This is a genomic window from Pseudomonas sp. GW823-FHT02C05, from assembly GCF_058797595.1.
Window position 1 is genome coordinate 201,369 of the sequence record NZ_JBXAJU010000007.1, and the last position, 17,286, is coordinate 218,654.

At 63.0% G+C, this 17,286-nt stretch carries 11 protein-coding genes; 7 read left to right on the plus strand and 4 right to left on the minus strand.

Annotated features, from left to right (window positions below):
- Positions 1-122 precede the first annotated feature (122 nt).
- From AC1RGE_RS31095 to AC1RGE_RS31105, 3 genes are all read left to right on the plus strand, one after another.
- Positions 123-887, plus strand: coding sequence for a GntR family transcriptional regulator (locus tag AC1RGE_RS31095; RefSeq protein ID WP_011060203.1), 765 nt, complete (start codon positions 123-125; stop codon positions 885-887).
- A 208-nt stretch (positions 888-1,095) separates the two neighbouring features.
- Positions 1,096-2,046 (plus strand): LysR family transcriptional regulator, encoded by a 951-nt coding sequence (locus AC1RGE_RS31100; protein WP_011060204.1) that lies wholly within the window; start codon positions 1,096-1,098, stop codon positions 2,044-2,046.
- A gap of 148 nt (positions 2,047-2,194) precedes the next feature.
- Positions 2,195-3,028 carry a hypothetical protein gene (locus AC1RGE_RS31105; RefSeq protein ID WP_015634766.1) on the plus strand — a complete coding sequence of 278 codons (834 nt, stop codon included), beginning with the start codon at positions 2,195-2,197 and terminating at the stop codon, positions 3,026-3,028.
- A gap of 83 nt (positions 3,029-3,111) precedes the next feature.
- Here AC1RGE_RS31105 and guaD read toward each other — a convergent pair whose 3' ends face one another.
- The 4 genes from guaD to xdhA form a co-directional block, all read right to left on the minus strand.
- Positions 3,112-4,416, minus strand: a complete 1,305-nt coding sequence (gene guaD, locus AC1RGE_RS31110) for a guanine deaminase (RefSeq protein ID WP_492585665.1) — start codon at positions 4,414-4,416, stop codon at positions 3,112-3,114.
- Positions 4,417-4,440: 24 nt separating this feature from the next.
- Positions 4,441-5,283, minus strand: coding sequence for a xanthine dehydrogenase accessory protein XdhC (xdhC, locus tag AC1RGE_RS31115; protein WP_011060207.1), 843 nt, complete (start codon positions 5,281-5,283; stop codon positions 4,441-4,443).
- A gap of 85 nt (positions 5,284-5,368) precedes the next feature.
- Positions 5,369-7,768, minus strand: a complete 2,400-nt coding sequence (xdhB, locus tag AC1RGE_RS31120) for a xanthine dehydrogenase molybdopterin binding subunit (RefSeq protein ID WP_053150040.1) — start codon at positions 7,766-7,768, stop codon at positions 5,369-5,371.
- Positions 7,761-9,215 (minus strand): xanthine dehydrogenase small subunit, encoded by a 1,455-nt coding sequence (gene xdhA, locus AC1RGE_RS31125; protein WP_019095887.1) that lies wholly within the window; start codon positions 9,213-9,215, stop codon positions 7,761-7,763. The genes xdhB and xdhA overlap by 8 nt, the downstream gene beginning before the upstream one ends.
- A 266-nt stretch (positions 9,216-9,481) precedes the next feature.
- On the opposite strand from xdhA, the gene AC1RGE_RS31130 reads away from it, so the two are divergent.
- From AC1RGE_RS31130 to ligA, 4 genes are all read left to right on the plus strand, one after another.
- Positions 9,482-10,141 (plus strand): GntR family transcriptional regulator, encoded by a 660-nt coding sequence (locus AC1RGE_RS31130; RefSeq protein WP_011060210.1) that lies wholly within the window; start codon positions 9,482-9,484, stop codon positions 10,139-10,141.
- Between the two features lie 2 nt (positions 10,142-10,143).
- Entirely contained in the window at positions 10,144-13,632 is a 3,489-nt protein-coding gene (smc, locus tag AC1RGE_RS31135) for a chromosome segregation protein SMC (protein ID WP_492585667.1), read from the plus strand.
- A gap of 257 nt (positions 13,633-13,889) precedes the next feature.
- Positions 13,890-14,744, plus strand: a complete 855-nt coding sequence (zipA, locus tag AC1RGE_RS31140; protein ID WP_011060212.1) for a cell division protein ZipA — start codon at positions 13,890-13,892, stop codon at positions 14,742-14,744.
- Positions 14,745-14,869: 125 nt separating this feature from the next.
- Entirely contained in the window at positions 14,870-17,236 is a 2,367-nt protein-coding gene (ligA, locus tag AC1RGE_RS31145; protein WP_011060213.1) for an NAD-dependent DNA ligase LigA, read from the plus strand.
- Positions 17,237-17,286 lie beyond the last annotated feature (50 nt).

The window sequence follows — 17,286 nt, forward strand, 5'->3', positions numbered from 1 at the left end:
GCTAGTGATGGCCATGGGTTGTGTACAATGTGCCCCTGTTTTAACGCGATACTTGCCAGCGACCCACCGTGGCGTATTAAAGTCACGCTGAAATCGCCGCAGTCCTCCCGACCCGAGTGCCCATGAACGAACAGTTGCAACCTCTCAAGAAACAACCGCGAGCAGGCAAAGCCGGTCGCAGCGGAACCCAGGACGATATTGTCTACGCGCACATCTTTGAGGCCATCCTCGAGCAGCGCCTGGCGCCGGGCACCAAATTGAGCGAAGAGGCGCTGGGGGAGATTTTCGGAGTCAGTCGGACCATCATCCGTCGCGCGCTGTCGCGCCTGGCCCATGAAGGCGTGGTCCTGCTGCGGCCCAACCGTGGCGCGGTCGTCGCCAGCCCGAGCGTCGAGGAAGCCCGCCAGGTATTTCTCGCCCGGCGCCTGGTGGAGCGGGCCATTACCGAACTGGCCGTGCAGCATGCCACTGCCGAGCAGTTGCTGGAGTTGCGGCAGATGGTCAACGAGGAACGCGACAGCTTTTCCCGCGGCGATCGTGGTGCCGGTATCCGCCTTTCCGGGGAGTTTCACCTGAAGCTGGCGGAAGCGGCGAAGAATGCCCCGCTGATCAGCTTCCAGCGCAGCCTGGTGTCCCAGACCTCGCTGATCATTGCCCAGTACGAAAGCGGTAACCGTTCGCACTGCTCCTACGATGAGCACACCCAACTGATCGATGCCATCGAAGCCCGGGACGGCGAGCTGGCGGTGAACCTGATGATGCACCACATGGACCACATCGACAGCAAGCTCAACCTCGACGAGGAAAGTGCCTCGGACGACCTGCATGCGGTGTTCTCGCACTTGCTGCAGACCAAGAAACCGGGGCGGCCAAGCGCCAAGCTCTAAGCTGCAAGCCTTGCGTTTCAAGCAATCCCTCGCTTCGTGTGCTGCACGGAGCGAGGGATTCTTGTTTCTGCGGCCCCTTGCCGGGCCTTGGCTTGGGCATTTTGTTGCGGTTTTTGTTTCAGATTGTATACAGTGCCTGCTTCGAGGCGCATGGCCCGGCAGCAGTCGGCCAAGGCTCGCCTCTCGCCCTGCGAAAGGAGCCCGCGGCATGAGCGGCAGAACGCTACGTATTCATTCCTCCGCGATCCACTATTTCGACATGGTCCGGCGCTGCCGCTCGATCCGCGAGGCTGCCCGGCGCTTGAATGTCGCGTCCTCGGCAGTGAACCGGCAGATTCTCAAGATCGAGGACGAGATCGGCGCGCCGCTGTTCGAGCGCTTGCCCGGCGGCCTGCGCCTGACCATGGCCGGGGAGATTCTCAGCCGTCACGCCAACTTGGTGTTGCAGGACCTGGAGCGGGTGCGCCTGGAGTTCGACGCCTTGCGCGGCCTGAAAAGCGGCCACGTCGAGATCGCCACCGCCGAAGGTGCCACGGTGGATCTGCTGCCCTCGGTGCTCAAGCGCATGCGTGATCACTACCCGCAAGTGACCATCGGTGTGACCGTGCAGGGTTCGCAATCCATTCCCCAGGCCCTGATCAACAGCCGCGCCGACCTGGGCCTGGCCTTTGCTGTGCCACGGGCCGCGGAAATCCGCCAGTTGAGTGTCGGGCATTTCCGCCTCGGGGCGCTGGTCGGCCCGGACCACCCGCTGGCCGAGCGCGGCAGCGTCAATTTCGCCACCTGTGCCGAGCACGGACTGATCCTGGCCAAGAGCGAGCTGTCGATCCATCACCTGCTGGCGCCGCTGCACAAGCGTCTGGGCCTGCTGGACAAACCGCCGCTGCAGAGCAACTCCATGGAGCTGGCGCGGCAGATGGCCCGGCACAACATGGGGGTGGCGTTCCAGACCCGGGTCGGGGTCGAGGTGGATCTGCAAAAGGGTGAGCTTTTGCATATTCCCCTGAGCGACCAGGGCGGCATCTACAGCGACCTGGGGCTCTACGCCCGCAGCGGGCGCGACCTGCCCAGCGCGGTGGAGGCGCTGGCGCATTTGCTCAGTGAGGAGATCGCTCTTCGCGAACGGGCCGAGCGCGCCTTCGGCCAGCCGGTGCTCTGAGTCCGGCCTCCTGGGCCTGTGTTGCCATTTCGGCAGCGCCCTGGTCGATATTCTGTGCTTTGGGCGCTGTAGCGCTTGTGTCGATACTGCGTGCGGTCGGCAGCCAGCGAAGCTGCCTAAAGCCACACCGCCACAGGACATAATAAAAATGAAAAAGGCACTACAAGGCGCAACCCTGCTGATGAGCATGATCGGAGCAGGGGAAGCGGCCGCCCTCGAGTGGATGAACAACAGCGTCGGCTTTCGATACGGCAAGGAGTTCACCAACCCGAACAACCCGCACTACATCAGCAAGCGCATCTACAGCTTCACCCACGCCAGCGGTTACCAGTACGGCAGCAACTACCTGCACCTGGATGTGCTGCTCTCCGACAACGACGACCCGCGCAAGGGCACCAACAAGGGCAGCAGCGAGGTCTACGGGGTCTATCGCCACCAGCTCTATTCCTCCCGGGTATTGGATACGCCGCTGGGCACCGGCCTGATCAAGGACTACGCGCTGACCATGGGTTTTGACGCCAGCCGCAACAACAACCTGGGGTCGGCGAAAAAGCGTGCCCTGGTCTTCGGCCCGACCCTGAAGTTCAACACCGTCGGGGTGCTGGACCTGAGCCTGCTGTACTACAAGGAAAACAACCATTCCGGGATCCCCGGGGCAAAGGACCCGGATCACACCTTCGACGACACCTACCTGCTCAACCTGGCCTGGATGCGACCTTTCGAAGTCGGCACCCACGCTGCCAAGTTCCAGGGTTTCGTCAACTACACCGGGGAGAAGGGCCACGACTACAACTACCGCGACACTGCCCCCGAAACCCTGATGCGTACCTCGTTGATGGTGGCAGTGCTGCCGGGCAAGAACGTCAAGCCCAACCTGTATCTGGGTGTCGGCTACGAGTACTGGCACAACAAGTTCGGGGTGGACGGCGGCCGTGGCAGCCGCACCTCGACACCGACCCTGAACATGGAAGTGACCTTCTAGGCTCGCCCGCAGTCCGGGCCTGGATGCAGGCAAAAAAATCCCCCGTACGCGTCTGGCGAACGGGGGATTTTCATTTTCCGGGGTTAGCGCTGGTGGACCTGCTGGCCGGCGGCAAAGGTCTGCAGCACGGTGCGATCGTCGCCCAGGGTCATCAGCACGAACAGGGTTTCGGCAATGCTGTTGGCTTGCTTGAGGCGGTAGCTGAGCAGCGGAGTGGCGTGGTAGTCGAGGACCAGGAAGTCGGCGTCGGTGCCCGGATGCAGGGTGCCGATCTTGTCTTCCAGGCGCAGGGCCCGGGCGCCGCCGAGGGTGGCCAGATACAGCGACTTGAACGGGCTCAGGCGCGCGCTTTGCAGTTGCATGACCTTGTAGGCCTCGTTGAGGGTCTGCAGCAGCGAGAAGCTGGTGCCGCCACCGACGTCGGTGCCCAGGCCGACATTGAGCTTGTGCTTTTCCGCCATCGGCAGGTTGAACAGGCCGCTGCCGAGGAAGAAGTTCGAGGTGGGGCAGAAGGCCACGGCCGAACCGGTTTCAGCCAGGCGTGCGCATTCGTCGTCGCACAGGTGCACGCCGTGGGCGAACACCGAACGCTCGCCGAGCAATTGGTAGTGGTCGTACACGTCCAGGTAACCCTTGCGCTCCGGGAACAGCTCCTTGACCCATTGGATTTCCTGCAGGTTCTCACTGATGTGGGTCTGCATGTAGAGGTCGGGGTATTCGGTCAGCAACTGGCCGGCCAGGGTCAGTTGCTCCGGGGTGCTGGTGGGGGCGAAGCGCGGGGTGACTGCGTAGTGCAGGCGGCCCTTGCCGTGCCAGCGCTCGATCAGCGCCTTGCTTTCCTGGTAGCCGGATTCGGCGGTGTCGGTCAGGTAGTCCGGGGCGTTGCGGTCCATCATCACCTTGCCGGCGATCATCCGCAGGTCGAGCTTCTCGGCGGCGGCGAAGAAGGCATTGACCGACTGCGGATGCACGCTGCCGAACACCAGGGCGGTGGTGGTGCCGTTGCGCAGCAGTTCCTTGATGAAGATGTCCGCCACTTCATTGGCGTGATCCGGGTCGGCGAACTGGCTTTCGCAGGGGAAGGTGTAGGTGTTGAGCCAGTCCAGCAACTGCTCGCCATAGGCGCCCACCATGCCGGTCTGCGGCAGGTGGATATGGGTGTCGATGAAGCCCGGTGTGATCAGGGCATCGGGATAGTGCTCGACCTGCACCCCGGCGGGCAGACCGGGCAGCAGTTCGCTGGCGTGGCCGAGGGCACTGATCCGGCCGTTTTCTACTACCAGCAGGCCGTCTTCGAAGTACTCATAGGAGGCTTCGATGCCGACTTCGGCCGGGTCGGCGATGCTGTGCAGGATGGCGGCACGGTAGGCTTTGCGAGTCAAAGGCATGGGGGATTCTCAGTGTGTGGCGTGTCAGTTTGCAGCCTGGCTGCGGCGTGATACCGGCAGCAGTTTGGCAATGGGTTCGGCACTGGCGCTGGGCTGGCCGAAATGGGCGTTATAGGTGGCGATGATCTCGCCGGCAATGGAGATGGCGATTTCCACAGGCAACTTGCCTTTGACTTCGCCGAGCCCCATCGGGCAGCGCATGCGCTGCAAGGTTTCGGCGTCGAAACCGCGGTCACGCAGGCGGTGTTCGAACTTGACCCGTTTGGTCTTCGAGCCGATCAGGCCGAAATAGGTGAAATCGTTGCGCTTGAGCAGGGCCGCGGTCAACTCCAGGTCCAGCTGGTGATTATGGGTCATGACGATGCAATAGCTGCCGGCGGGCAGGTTGTCGATTTCGTCCACCGGTTCTTCGCTGACGATCTTGCGTACTCCAGGGGGGATCTGCTCGGGAAACTCCTGCTCCCGGGAATCGATCCAGCGTACCCGGCAGGGCAGGCTGGCAAGCAGTGGCACCAGCGCGCGGCCGACATGCCCGGCACCGAACACGGCGATCTGCGCCTGCACCTGGCCCATGGGTTCGAACAGCAGCACCGTGGCACCGCCGCAGCACTGACCGAGGCTGGCGCCGAGGCTGAAGCGCTGCAGATGGGTCGCCTGCTTGCCGGCAGCGAGCATGTCCCGGGCGATCTGCATGGCCTTGTATTCCAGGTGCCCGCCGCCAATGGTGTCGAAGGCCTGGGTGGCGCTGACCACCATTTTCGAGCCGGCATTGCGCGGCGTCGAGCCGAGCTCCTCGATGATGGTCACCAGCACGCAAGGTTCACCCTGGGTCTGCAGGTCGGCGAGGGCGCTGATCCAGTTGTACATGTTCACCTCGACATCTTGGTTGTCTGTGTGGGCCTCTTCCTCGGCAAGCCGGCTCCTGCAGGAGCCGGCTTGCCGACGCGGGCCGTTACAGCGGCGCCAGCTCGGCTTGCGGGTCCGCGGCCCTGGTCACCTGCAAGCGACGCATCTGCTCGCAGCCCCACAACACTCGCTCCGGTGTCGCCGGCGCATCGATCTGCGGCTGGTGGCGGTAGTCGCCGAGGCTCGCCACCGCATCCTTGATCGCGCACCAGGCGGCGATACCCAGCATGAACGGCGGTTCGCCCACGGCCTTGGAATGGAACACCGTGTCTTCCGGGTTCTTGCGGTTTTCCACCAGCTTGACTCGCAGGTCCAGGGGCATGTCGGCCACTGCCGGGATCTTGTAGCTGGCCGGGCCGCAGGTCTCAAGCTTGCCCTTGGTGTTCCACACCAGTTCCTCGGTGGTCAGCCAGCCCATGCCCTGGATGTAGCCGCCCTCGACCTGGCCGATGTCGATGGCCGGGTTCAGCGAGGCGCCGACGTCATGCAGGATGTCGGTGCGCAGCATCTTGTACTCGCCGGTCAGGGTGTCGACTATCACCTCGGCGCAGGCCGCGCCGAAGGCGAAGTAGTAGAACGGCCGGCCCCGGGCCTGGGCACGGTCGTAGTAGATTTTCGGGGTCTTGTAGAAGCCGGTGCTGGAGAGCGACACCTGGGCAAAATAGGCCTGCTGGATCAGTTCCTCGAAGGTCAGAATATGCTCGCGGACCCGCACGTGGCCGTTGTGGAACTCCACGTCTTCTTCGCTGACCTGATACTTGCGCGCGGCAAATTCCACCAGGCGGTTCTTGATGGTCTGCGCCGCGTTCTGCGCGGCCTTGCCGTTCAGGTCGGCACCACTGGAAGCGGCGGTGGGCGAGGTATTGGGCACCTTGTCGGTATTGGTGGCGGTGATCTGCACCCGGTCGATGTTCACCTGGAACACCTCGGCCACCACTTGCGCCACCTTGATGTTCAGGCCCTGGCCCATTTCGGTGCCGCCGTGGTTCAGGTGGATGCTGCCGTCGGTGTAGACATGGATCAGCGCGCCGGCCTGGTTGAGGAAGCTGGCGGTGAAGGAAATACCGAATTTCACCGGGGTCAGTGCCAGGCCCTTTTTCAGGATCGGGCTGTTGGCGTTGTACAGGCGGATGGCTTCGCGGCGCTCGGCGTACTGGCTGCTGGCTTCCAGTTCGGCGGTCATTTCCTCGAGCATGTTGTGCTCGACGGTCTGGTAGTAGTGGGTGACGTTGCGCTCGGTCTTGCCGTAGTAGTTGGCCTTGCGTACCGCCAGAGGGTCCAGGTGCAGATGGCGGGCGATGGCGTCCATCACCTCCTCGATGGCGACCATGCCCTGCGGGCCACCGAAGCCGCGATAGGCAGTGTTCGACGCAGTGTTGGTCTTGCAGCGGTGGCCGTTGATGGTGGCATCGCCCAGGTAGTACGAGTTGTCGGAGTGGAACATGGCACGGTCGACGATGGATGCCGAGAGGTCCGGTGAACAGCCGCAGTTGCCCGCCAGTTCCAGCTGGATGCCGTGCAGGCGCCCGCTGCTGTCGAAGCCCACGTCGTATTCGACGTAGAAAGGGTGGCGCTTGCCGGTCATCAGCATGTCTTCGACCCGTGGCAGGCGCATCTTGGTCGGCTGGCCGGTCAGGCGTGCCACCACCGCGCACAGGCAGGCGGGGCTGGCGGCCTGGGTTTCCTTGCCGCCGAAGCCGCCGCCCATGCGCCGCATGTCCACCACTATCTTGTTCATCGAGACGTCCAGCACTTCCGCCACCAGCTTCTGCACTTCGGTGGGGTTCTGGGTCGAGCAGTAGACGATCATGCCGCCGTCTTCGGTGGGCATCACCGAGGAGATCTGGGTTTCCAGGTAGAAGTGTTCCTGGCCGCCGATGTGCAGCGTGCCCTGGATGCGGTGCTCGGCACTGGCCAGGGCGCTGGCCGAGTCGCCGCGCTGGTGGGTGTGGCTGTCCAGCACGAAGTGGCGCTTGCGCAGGGCCTCGACCACGTCGAGCACCGGCTCCAGGTCTTCGTATTCGATGATCGCGGCCATGGCCGCCTTGCGCGCGGTTTCCAGGTCCCTGGCGGCCACCGCCAGCACCGGCTGGCCGACGAACTCCACGGTGTCGATGGCCAGCAGCGGGTCGCCGGGCAGCAGCGGGCCGATATCCTTGAGGCCGGGAATGTCCTCGTGGGTAATGGCGATGCGCACGCCTTCGAAGGCGTAGCAGGGGGCGGTGTCGATGCTGATGACCTTGGCGTGGGCCCGGTCCGACAGTCGCGCGTAGACGTGCAACTGGTTGGGGAATTCCAGGCGGTCGTCGATGTACACCGCTTCGCCGGACACATGTTTGTCGGCGCTGTCGTGCTTGACGCTGCGGCCGACGCCGCTGGTCAGGTCCTGGTGAAACAGGGCCGTGAGTTCGGCCTGGGTCTTCTCGACCTTGTGATGATTAGACATAAGCGGTCACCCGGGTCTCGATGTGCGGTGCATGCAGTTCGATGAAGTATTTGCGCAGCAGGTTCTGCGCGCTCAGCAGGCGGTATTCCTTGCTGGCGCGAAAATCCGAGAGCGGGGTGAAGTCTTCTGCCAGGGCGGCGCAGGCCCGCTCGATGCTCGATTGATTCCAGGGCGCGCCGATCAGTGCGGCTTCGCAGCTCTTGGCGCGCTTGGGGATCGCCGCCATGCCGCCGAAGGCGATGCGCGCATCGCTGACCACGCCGTTGTCGATGCGCAGGTTGAAAGCCGCGCAGACCGCGGAAATGTCGTCGTCCAGGCGCTTGGAGACCTTGTAGGCGCGGAACAGCCGTTCGGCGCTGGCCCGGGGCACGATGATCTTCTCGATGAACTCGCTTTCCTGGCGGGCGGTGACCCGGTAATCGATGAAATAGTCTTCCAGGGCCAGGGTGCGGCGCACTTCGCCCTTGCACAGGACGATCTGCGCGCCCAGGGCAATCAGCAGCGGCGGCGAGTCGCCGATGGGCGAGGCGTTGCCGATGTTGCCGCCCAGGGTGCCCTGGTTGCGGATCTGCAGCGAGGCGAAGCGCTGCAGCAGTTCGCCGAAGTCCGGGTACTCGGCGCGCAGGGCGTCGTAGCAGTCGGTGAGGGCGGTGGCGGCGCCGATTTCCAGGCGATCGTCGAAGTGCTCGATGCGCTTCATCTGGGCAATGTTGCCGACGTAGATCATCACCGGCAGGGTGCGGTGGAACTGGGTCACCTCCAGGGCCAGGTCGGTGCCGCCGGCCAGCAGCCGGGCTTGCGGGTAGGCGTCATAAAGGTCGGCCAGATCAGCCACCGTCAGCGGCACCAGGCAGCGCTTGTCGCCACTGTTGAGCTCACCGGTGTCCTTGGGTGCAATGGCCTTGAGGCGGCTGATGGTCTCGGCCTGGCGCGCATCGAACTGATCGCTCTGCCCACCACAGCAGGCCTGCTCGGCGGCGGCGAGGATCGGCCGGTAGCCAGTGCAGCGGCAGAGGTTGCCGGCCAGGGCTTCATGGGCCTTGTGGGCGTCGGGCTGGCTGCTGTTTTTCTGCAGGGCGAACAGCGACATGACGAAGCCCGGGGTGCAGAAGCCGCACTGCGAGCCGTGGCAGTCGACCATGGCCTGCTGCACGCTGTGCAGTTGCCCCTGGTGCTTGAGGCCTTCGACGCTGATCAGGTGCTTGCCGTGCAGGGAGGAAACGAAGGTCAGGCACGAATTGAGGCTGCGATAGCGAATGCTTTCGCCGCCTTGCGCATCCGTCTGCAACTCGCCCACCACCACGGTGCAGGCGCCGCAGTCGCCGCTGGCGCAGCCTTCCTTGGTGCCGGGCTTGCCCAGGTGCTCGCGCAGATAGTTGAGCACGGTCAGGTTGGGGTCCAGGGCATGCTCGCTACGGAGTTCCTGGTTGAGTAAAAACTGGATCACGGAAGGCCTCGCAGACTCATTATTGTTGTTAACCGACGTCAGCCGAATTTAGTCATGTCTGACTTTTCGGTCAATGATTTTCTGACTTCAAGGTCAGGAAATTTTTGACTCCAACAATTCAAGTATGAACGGCTATGGAAAATTGCTCGGATCACGGTCAATTTGCTTATTTCGTGCCAAATTCCGCCCCTTGGGCACTCCGCGATGAAGTGGCAATTGCGCTACACTGCGCGGCTTGTGCCGATTAAAGATTTTGAAGGAAAACCATGACGTTCAAGGCGCCGGACAGCCTCGCCGAGCAAATTGCTCACCACCTCGCCGAACGTATCATTCGCGGGGATCTCAAGCCTGGGGAGCGCATTCAGGAACAGAAGGTCACCTTGGCCCTCAATGTCAGCCGTGGTTCGGTCCGCGAGGCCTTGCTGATTCTCGAGCGCCGCCATCTGATCGCCATCCTGCCGCGCCGTGGTGCCCATGTGACCGAGCTCACCGAGCACAAGGTCCGCAGCCTGTGCACGCTGATGAGCGAGCTGTACATCCTGCTGGGGAACTCGGTGGCCAGCGGCTGGACACAGCAGAGCGACATGACGCCATTCCTGCAGATCCAGCAGCGCCTGGAGAGTGCCTACGAACGCCAGGACATCCGTGCCTTCGTCGAAGACAGCTTCAGCGTGATGCGCGCGGCCTATCCGTTCGCCAACAACCCCTACCTGCAGGAGACTGTCGAGAACCTGCAGCCGGCCATGAGCCGCGCCTATTACCTGGCGCTGGACCAGCGCAAGGCGTCCATGAGCGAGTACCTGGCGTTGTTCGAGCAATTGCTGGCCGCGGTATTGGCCCGTGACCTGGTGCAGATCCGCCAGGTGCTGACGGCCTACGCCGAGCGCAGCAGCGATCTGGTGGTATCTGCGTTGGCGGATGCGTAAACGTGCGACTCAAGTGCATCAAGCTGGCGGGGTTCAAGTCCTTCGTCGATCCGACCACGGTGAACTTCCCCAGTAACATGGCGGCGGTGGTCGGGCCCAATGGCTGCGGCAAGTCGAACATCATCGACGCCGTGCGCTGGGTCATGGGCGAAAGTTCGGCGAAGAACCTGCGCGGCGAGTCGATGACCGACGTCATCTTCAACGGCTCCACCAGCCGCAAGCCGGTGAGCCAGGCCAGCATCGAACTGGTGTTCGACAACTCCGATGGCACCCTGGTGGGCGAGTACGCCGCCTATGCGGAAATCTCCATTCGCCGCAAGGTGACCCGCGACAGCCAGAACAGTTATTTCCTCAACGGCGCCAAATGTCGCCGTCGGGATATCACCGACATCTTCCTTGGCACCGGCCTGGGGCCACGCAGCTACTCGATCATCGAGCAGGGCATGATCTCCAAGCTGATCGAAGCCAAGCCCGAGGATTTGCGCAACTTCATCGAGGAAGCCGCGGGCATCTCCAAATACAAGGAGCGCCGGCGCGAGACGGAAAACCGCATCCGCCGCACCCACGAGAACCTCGCCCGCCTGACCGACCTGCGCGAAGAGCTGGAGCGTCAGCTCGAACGCTTGCATCGCCAGGCCCAGGCCGCCGAGAAGTATCAGGAGTACAAGGCCGAGGAGCGCCAGCTCAAGGCGCAACTGTCGGCTCTGCGCTGGCAGGCATTGAATGAACAGGTCGGCCAGCGCGAGTCGGTGATCGGTAGCCAGGAAGTCAGCTTCGAGGCCCTGGTGGCCGAGCAGCGCAATGCCGATGCTGCTATCGAACGCTTTCGTGACGGGCACCACGAGCTCTCCGAACGCTTCAATCTGGTGCAGGGGCGCTTCTATTCGGTGGGCGGTGACATCGCCCGGGTCGAGCAGAGCATCCAGCATGGCCAGCAGCGCCTGCGGCAGTTGCAGGACGACCTCAAGGAAGCCGAGCGCGCGCGCCTGGAAACCGAGTCGCACCTGGGGCACGACCGCACCTTGCTGGCGACCCTGGGGGAAGAACTGGCGATGCTCGAGCCCGAGCAGGAAGTCACCGCCGCCGCAGCCGAAGAAGCCGCCGTGACCCTGGAAGAAGCCGAAACCACCATGCACGGCTGGCAGGAGCAGTGGGACGCCTTCAACCTGAGTTCCGCGGAACCGCGGCGCCAGGCGGAAGTGCAGCAGTCACGCATCCAGCAGCTCGAAGGCAGCATGGAGCGGCTGTCCGAGCGCCAGCGGCGCCTGGGCGAGGAGCGCGAGTTGCTTTCGGCCGACCCGGAAGACGCGGCGATCCTCGAACTCAACGAACAACTGGCCGCCAGTGAGGCGACCCTGGAAGACCTGCAAGCCAGCGAGGAGTCCCAGGTCGAGCGTCTGGAACAACTGCGCCAGCAATTGCAGCAGGCAACCCAGGCACAGCAGCAGGCTCAGGGTGAATTGCAGCGCCTCAATGGCCGGCTGGCTTCCCTGGAAGCCTTGCAGCAGGCCGCACTGGACCCCGCCACGGGTACCGCCGAGTGGTTGCGTGAGCAGCAGTTGGCCGAACGCCCGCGCCTGGCCGATGGCATGCATGTGGAAGCGGGCTGGGAGCTGGCGGTGGAAACCGTGCTTGGCGCCGATCTGCAGGCGGTGCTGGTGGACGATTTTACCGGCCTTGACCTCGCGGGTTTCCAGCAAGGCGATCTGCGCCTGCTGAGCCAGCAAGGCGATGCAATGCGCATCCCCGGCAGCCTGCTGGACAAGGTGGAATCCACGGTGGATCTGTCGCCTTGGCTGGGTCAGGTCAAACCGGTGGAAAACCTCGAACAGGCCCTGGCCTTGCGGGGGCAACTGGCTGCCGGACAGAGCCTGATCAGCCGCGATGGCTACTGGGTCGGCCGGCATTTTTTGCGGGTGCGCCGCGCCAGCGAAGCGGAAAGCGGCGTGCTGGCCCGGGGTCAGGAAATCCAGCAATTGACCCAGGAGCGCGATGAGCGCGAAGCCAGTGTCGAGGCCCTGGAAAGCCAGTTGCTCAACCTGCGGGCCCAGCAGCGCCAGCAGGAGAACGGTCGCGAGCATCTGCGCCGTCTGCTGCAGGACGAAGCCCGCCAGCAAGGTGAGCTGAAGGCCAAGCTGTCTGCCGGCAAGGCCAAGGCCGAACAACTGACCTTGCGGCGTACCCGTCTCGATGAAGAGCTGGTGGAGCTTGGCGAACAGCGCGAGCTGGAACACGAACAGATTGGGGAGGCGCGCCTGCAATTGCAGGACGCTCTCGACAGCATGGCCCTGGACACCGAGCAGCGTGAGCTGCTGCTGGCCCAGCGCGACAGCCTGCGCGAGCGTCTTGACCGGGTGCGCCAGGAAGCGCGCCAGCACAAGGATCACGCCCACCAGTTGGCAGTGCGCATGGGCTCGCTCAAGGCCCAGCACGATTCCACCCGGCAGGCTCTGGAGCGTCTGGAGCTGCAATCCGAGCGCCTGACCGAGAAGCGCGAACAACTCAGCCTCAACCTGGAAGAAGGCGAGGCGCCATTGGAAGAGTTGCGCCTGAAGCTCGAAGAGCTGCTGGAAAAGCGCATGACCGTGGATGTGGAGCTCAAGACCGCGCAGATCGCCCTGGAAGATGCCGACCGCGAATTGCGCGATGCCGAGAAGCGCCGCAACCAGGCCGAGCAGCAGTCGCAGTTGATTCGTGGCCAGTTGGAGCAGCAGCGCATGGAATGGCAAGCCCTGACCGTGCGCCGCAAGACCTTGCAGGAGCAACTGCTGGCCGACGGCTACGACCTGGACGGCGTGCTGGCGACCCTGACCGCAGAAGCCAGCGAGCAGGCCGCCGAAGAAGAGCTGGAACGGATTGCCGCACGGATCCAGCGCCTGGGCGCAATCAACCTGGCGGCCATCGACGAGTATCAGCAGCAGTCCGAGCGCAAGCGCTATCTGGATGCCCAGGACGCCGACCTGGTGGAGGCCCTGGAAACCCTGGAGAACGTGATCCGCAAGATCGACAAGGAAACCCGTAATCGATTCAAAGATACCTTTGATCAGATCAACGGCGGTTTGCAGGCACTCTTTCCAAAAGTTTTCGGTGGCGGCAGCGCTTATTTGGAACTGACGGGCGAAGATCTACTCGATACAGGGGTAACGATCATGGCGCGTCCTCCGGGCAAGAAGAACAGCACCATTCATTTGCTCTCCGGTGGCGAAAAGGCATTGACCGCATTGGCCCTGGTATTTGCCATCTTCAAGTTGAACCCGGCGCCGTTCTGCATGCTCGACGAAGTTGACGCACCGCTGGATGACGCTAACGTTGGACGCTACGCGAGATTGGTTAAAGAGATGTCGCAGACCGTGCAGTTCATCTATATCACCCACAACAAGATCGCCATGGAAATGGCTGATCAGTTGATGGGGGTAACGATGCACGAACCCGGTTGTTCGCGCCTGGTAGCCGTGGATGTCGAGGAGGCGATGGCGATGGTGGACTCTTGAGTCCGGGCGACTGAGGCGACTGTAGGGGGCAAGTAGGGGGGATTTTTCCCATTACCCAGCTGGCCAATCGATATATTGGCCCTAGCCGTTGCGACAGACGGTGTAAAGTTGCCTTTGGTCGTGCTAGTTTAATGTCAATTTTTCCTATGCGTGGGCAAAACGCCATTCAGAACATAGAGTTGGCGCCACGTTTTAAAGCGGTTTGCAGATTGTAAACCCCTTATTTTTCAGCATTTTTTATAGAGGCACGGGATTACATGGAAATCGGTCTGCGCGAGTGGCTGATCGTCATCGGCATTATTGTTATCGCCGGTATTCTTTTTGATGGCTGGCGGCGTATGCGCGGCGGCAAGGGGAAGTTGAAGTTCCGTCTTGATCGAAGTCTTTCCAATCTGCCGGACGATGAAGGCAGTGCCGAGCTGCTGGGCCCGCCCCGCGTTCTGGATACCCATAAAGAGCCGCAGCTGGACGAGCATGACCTGCCGTCGGTCAGCATGCCTGCCCGCGAACCGCGGGAAAGCTCTTCGTCCAAGCGCGGCAAGCGCGGTGGCGAGCCGCATCAGGGCGACCTCAACCTGGACCTGGATCTGGACAGTGGCCCGAGCTTCAGCAGCCGCGACGATGATTTCCCGGTTGAGGAAAGCAAGTCCGCGAGCCACAGCGACAAGGACCAGCCGCAAGCCGAAGAAGTGCTGGTGATCAGCGTGATCTGCCGCGACGCTGCCGGCTTCAAGGGGCCGGCCCTGTTGCAGAACATCCTGGAAAGCGGCCTGCGTTTTGGCGAGATGGATATTTTCCACCGCCACGAAAGCATGGCTGGCAACGGCGAGGTGCTGTTCTCCATGGCCAACGCGGTCAAGCCGGGCGTGTTCGACCTGGACGATATCGACCACTTCAGCACCCCGGCTGTCAGCTTCTTCCTCGGCCTGCCGGGCCCGCGTCACCCCAAGCAAGCCTTCGACGTGATGGTGGCGGCGGCGCGCAAGTTGTCTCAGGAGCTCAATGGCGAGCTCAAGGACGATCAACGCAGCGTCCTGACTGCCCAGACCATCGAACACTACCGCCAGCGCATCGTCGAATTCGAACGCCGCGCCCTGACCCAAAAGCGCTAAGCTCCTGAAGCCAGCCCCTCCATGTAGGGGCTGGCTTGTACAGGAACTGGCTTGCCAGCGAAGCCCTTGCCCCAATCTTCAGATCGAGCAGCCTAGGCTGCTCTTTTGCTTTGTGAGAGAACCCCATGACCGCCGCCGAAACCCGCATTCTTGAGCTGCGCGCTGAGCTGGACCAGCACAACTACCGCTACCACGTACTGGATGAACCCAGCATCCCGGATGCGGAATACGACCGGCTGTTCCGTGAGCTCAAGGCCCTGGAAGCCGAGCACCCTGAACTGGTGACCAGCGATTCGCCAACCCAGCGTGTCGGCAGCGCAGCGCTTTCGGCCTTCACCCAGGTGCGTCATGAAATCCCCATGCTCAGCCTCGGCAACGCTTTCGAGGAAGTCGACATGCGCGAGTTCGATCGCCGGGTCAACGAAGGCCTGGACCTGCCGGCCGGTGATCTGTTCGGTGGCGGCGCGGCGGTGGAGTACAGCTGCGAGCCCAAGCTCGATGGCCTGGCAGTCAGCCTGCTGTACCAGGATGGCGTACTGGTACGCGGCGCCACCCGTGGCGATGGCACCACCGGTGAAGACATCAGCGTCAATGTGCGTACCGTGCGCAACATTCCCCTCAAGCTGCAAGGCAGTGGCTGGCCGGCAACCCTGGAAGTGCGCGGTGAAGTGTTCATGTCCAAGGCCGGCTTCGAGCGCCTGAACGCTGCGCAACTGGAAGCGGGCGGCAAGACTTTCGCCAACCCGCGTAACGCAGCGGCGGGCAGCCTGCGCCAGCTGGATTCGAAGATCACCGCCAGTCGGCCCCTGGAGTTCTGCTGCTATGGCCTGGGCCAGGTCAGCGCGGACATCGCCGACACCCACATCGGCAACCTTGAACGGTTGAAGCAGTGGGGCATGCCCATCAGTCGTGAACTGCGGCTGGCCAAGGGCATCGACGAATGCCTGGACTACTACCGCGAGATCGGCGAGCGGCGCAATGCGTTGCCTTATGAGATCGACGGCGTGGTGTTCAAGGTCAACAGCATCGCCTCCCAGCGGGAACTGGGTTTCCGTGCCCGGGAACCGCGCTGGGCCATCGCCCACAAGTTTCCGGCCATGGAAGAGCTCACCGAGTTGCTGGACGTGGAGTTCCAGGTTGGTCGTACCGGCGCCGTGACGCCGGTGGCGCGCTTGCAGCCGGTCAAGGTGGCCGGGGTCACTGTATCCAACGCTACTTTGCACAACATGGATGAAGTGGCGCGCCTCGGCTTGATGATCGGTGACACGGTGATCATCCGCCGTGCCGGCGACGTGATTCCGCAAGTGGTGCAAGTGGTGACCGAGCGTCGTCCGGAGAACGCCCGCCCGGTGCAGATCCCCGAGAGCTGCCCGGTCTGTGGTTCCCACGTAGAGCGCACGCAACTGGTCAAGCGCAGCAAGGGCCGGGAAACCGTCAGCGAAGGTGCGGTGTATCGCTGCGTTGGCCGGCTGGCCTGCGGGGCCCAGCTCAAGCAGGCGATCATCCATTTTGTATCCCGTCGTGCCATGGATATCGAAGGCCTGGGGGACAAGACCATCGAACAGTTGGTGGACGAGAACCTTATTGCCTCGCCGGCTGATCTCTACAGGCTCAAATACGAGCAGATCATCGACCTGGAAGGCTTTGCCGAGGTGTCCAGCAACAAACTGCTCAAGGCCATCGAAGACAGCAAGCGTCCGGCCCTGGCGCGCTTCATCTATGCCCTGGGTATCCCGGATGTCGGCGAGGAAACCGCCAAGGTCCTGGCGCGCTCCCTGGGCAGCCTGGAACGGGTTCAGCAGGCACTGCCGCAAGTGCTGACCTATCTGCCGGATGTCGGTCTGGAAGTGGCTCACGAAATCCACAGCTTCTTTGAGGACAGTCATAACCAGGAAGTCATCGGTTCCCTGCTGGCGGCAGATCAATGCGGCCTGGTGCTGCAGGATCAGGGCGAACTGGGCGCCGAATTCGCCGCCAGCACCACCCTGGGCGGCATGCTCGACAAGCTCAACATCCCTTCAGTAGGCCCGGGCGCCGCGCAGAAACTGGCCGACAAGTTCGGCTCACTGCAAGGCGTGATCGAGGCCGACTGGCTGGATATGCGCCAGGCGCTGCCGGAGAAGCAGGCCAAGGCGGTGCGTGAATTCTTCGACAACCCGGCCAATGCACAACTGGCCCAGGCCATCGAACAGCAGCTGCAGGCCTTTGGCATGCATTGGCAGAGCGAGAAGAAGGTGGTTGCGGGCCTGCCGCTGGCGGGGCAGACCTGGGTGCTTACGGGCTCCCTGGAACTGATGAGCCGCGACGTGGCCAAGGACAAGCTGGAAAGCCTTGGTGCCAAGGTGGCGGGTTCGGTCTCGGCGAAGACTCACTGCGTGGTGGCCGGCCCCGGCGCCGGTTCCAAACTGGCCAAGGCCAACGAACTGGGGCTCAAGGTGCTGGACGAAGAAGCCTTCGTGGCTTTCCTGACCGAGCACGGCGTCCCGACCTGACCTGTAGCCGCTGCCGTGCCTTCGGGTGCGCCTCGTCGCCAGCGGCGCAG

Excerpts from the sequence above, each read along its gene's own strand:
- AC1RGE_RS31130 (WP_011060210.1), top strand. The coding sequence starts at position 9,482 with ATGACGTTCAAGGCGCCGGACAGCCTCGCCGAGCAAATTGCTCACCAC.
- xdhC (WP_011060207.1), bottom strand. The coding sequence starts at position 5,283 with ATGTACAACTGGATCAGCGCCCTCGCCGACCTGCAGACCCAGGGTGAA.
- AC1RGE_RS31100 (WP_011060204.1), top strand. The coding sequence starts at position 1,096 with ATGAGCGGCAGAACGCTACGTATTCATTCCTCCGCGATCCACTATTTC.
- guaD (WP_492585665.1), bottom strand. The coding sequence starts at position 4,416 with ATGCCTTTGACTCGCAAAGCCTACCGTGCCGCCATCCTGCACAGCATC.
- xdhB (WP_053150040.1), bottom strand. The coding sequence starts at position 7,768 with ATGTCTAATCATCACAAGGTCGAGAAGACCCAGGCCGAACTCACGGCC.
- AC1RGE_RS31095 (WP_011060203.1), top strand. The coding sequence starts at position 123 with ATGAACGAACAGTTGCAACCTCTCAAGAAACAACCGCGAGCAGGCAAA.
- ligA (WP_011060213.1), top strand. The coding sequence starts at position 14,870 with ATGACCGCCGCCGAAACCCGCATTCTTGAGCTGCGCGCTGAGCTGGAC.
- AC1RGE_RS31105 (WP_015634766.1), top strand. The coding sequence starts at position 2,195 with ATGAAAAAGGCACTACAAGGCGCAACCCTGCTGATGAGCATGATCGGA.
- zipA (WP_011060212.1), top strand. The coding sequence starts at position 13,890 with ATGGAAATCGGTCTGCGCGAGTGGCTGATCGTCATCGGCATTATTGTT.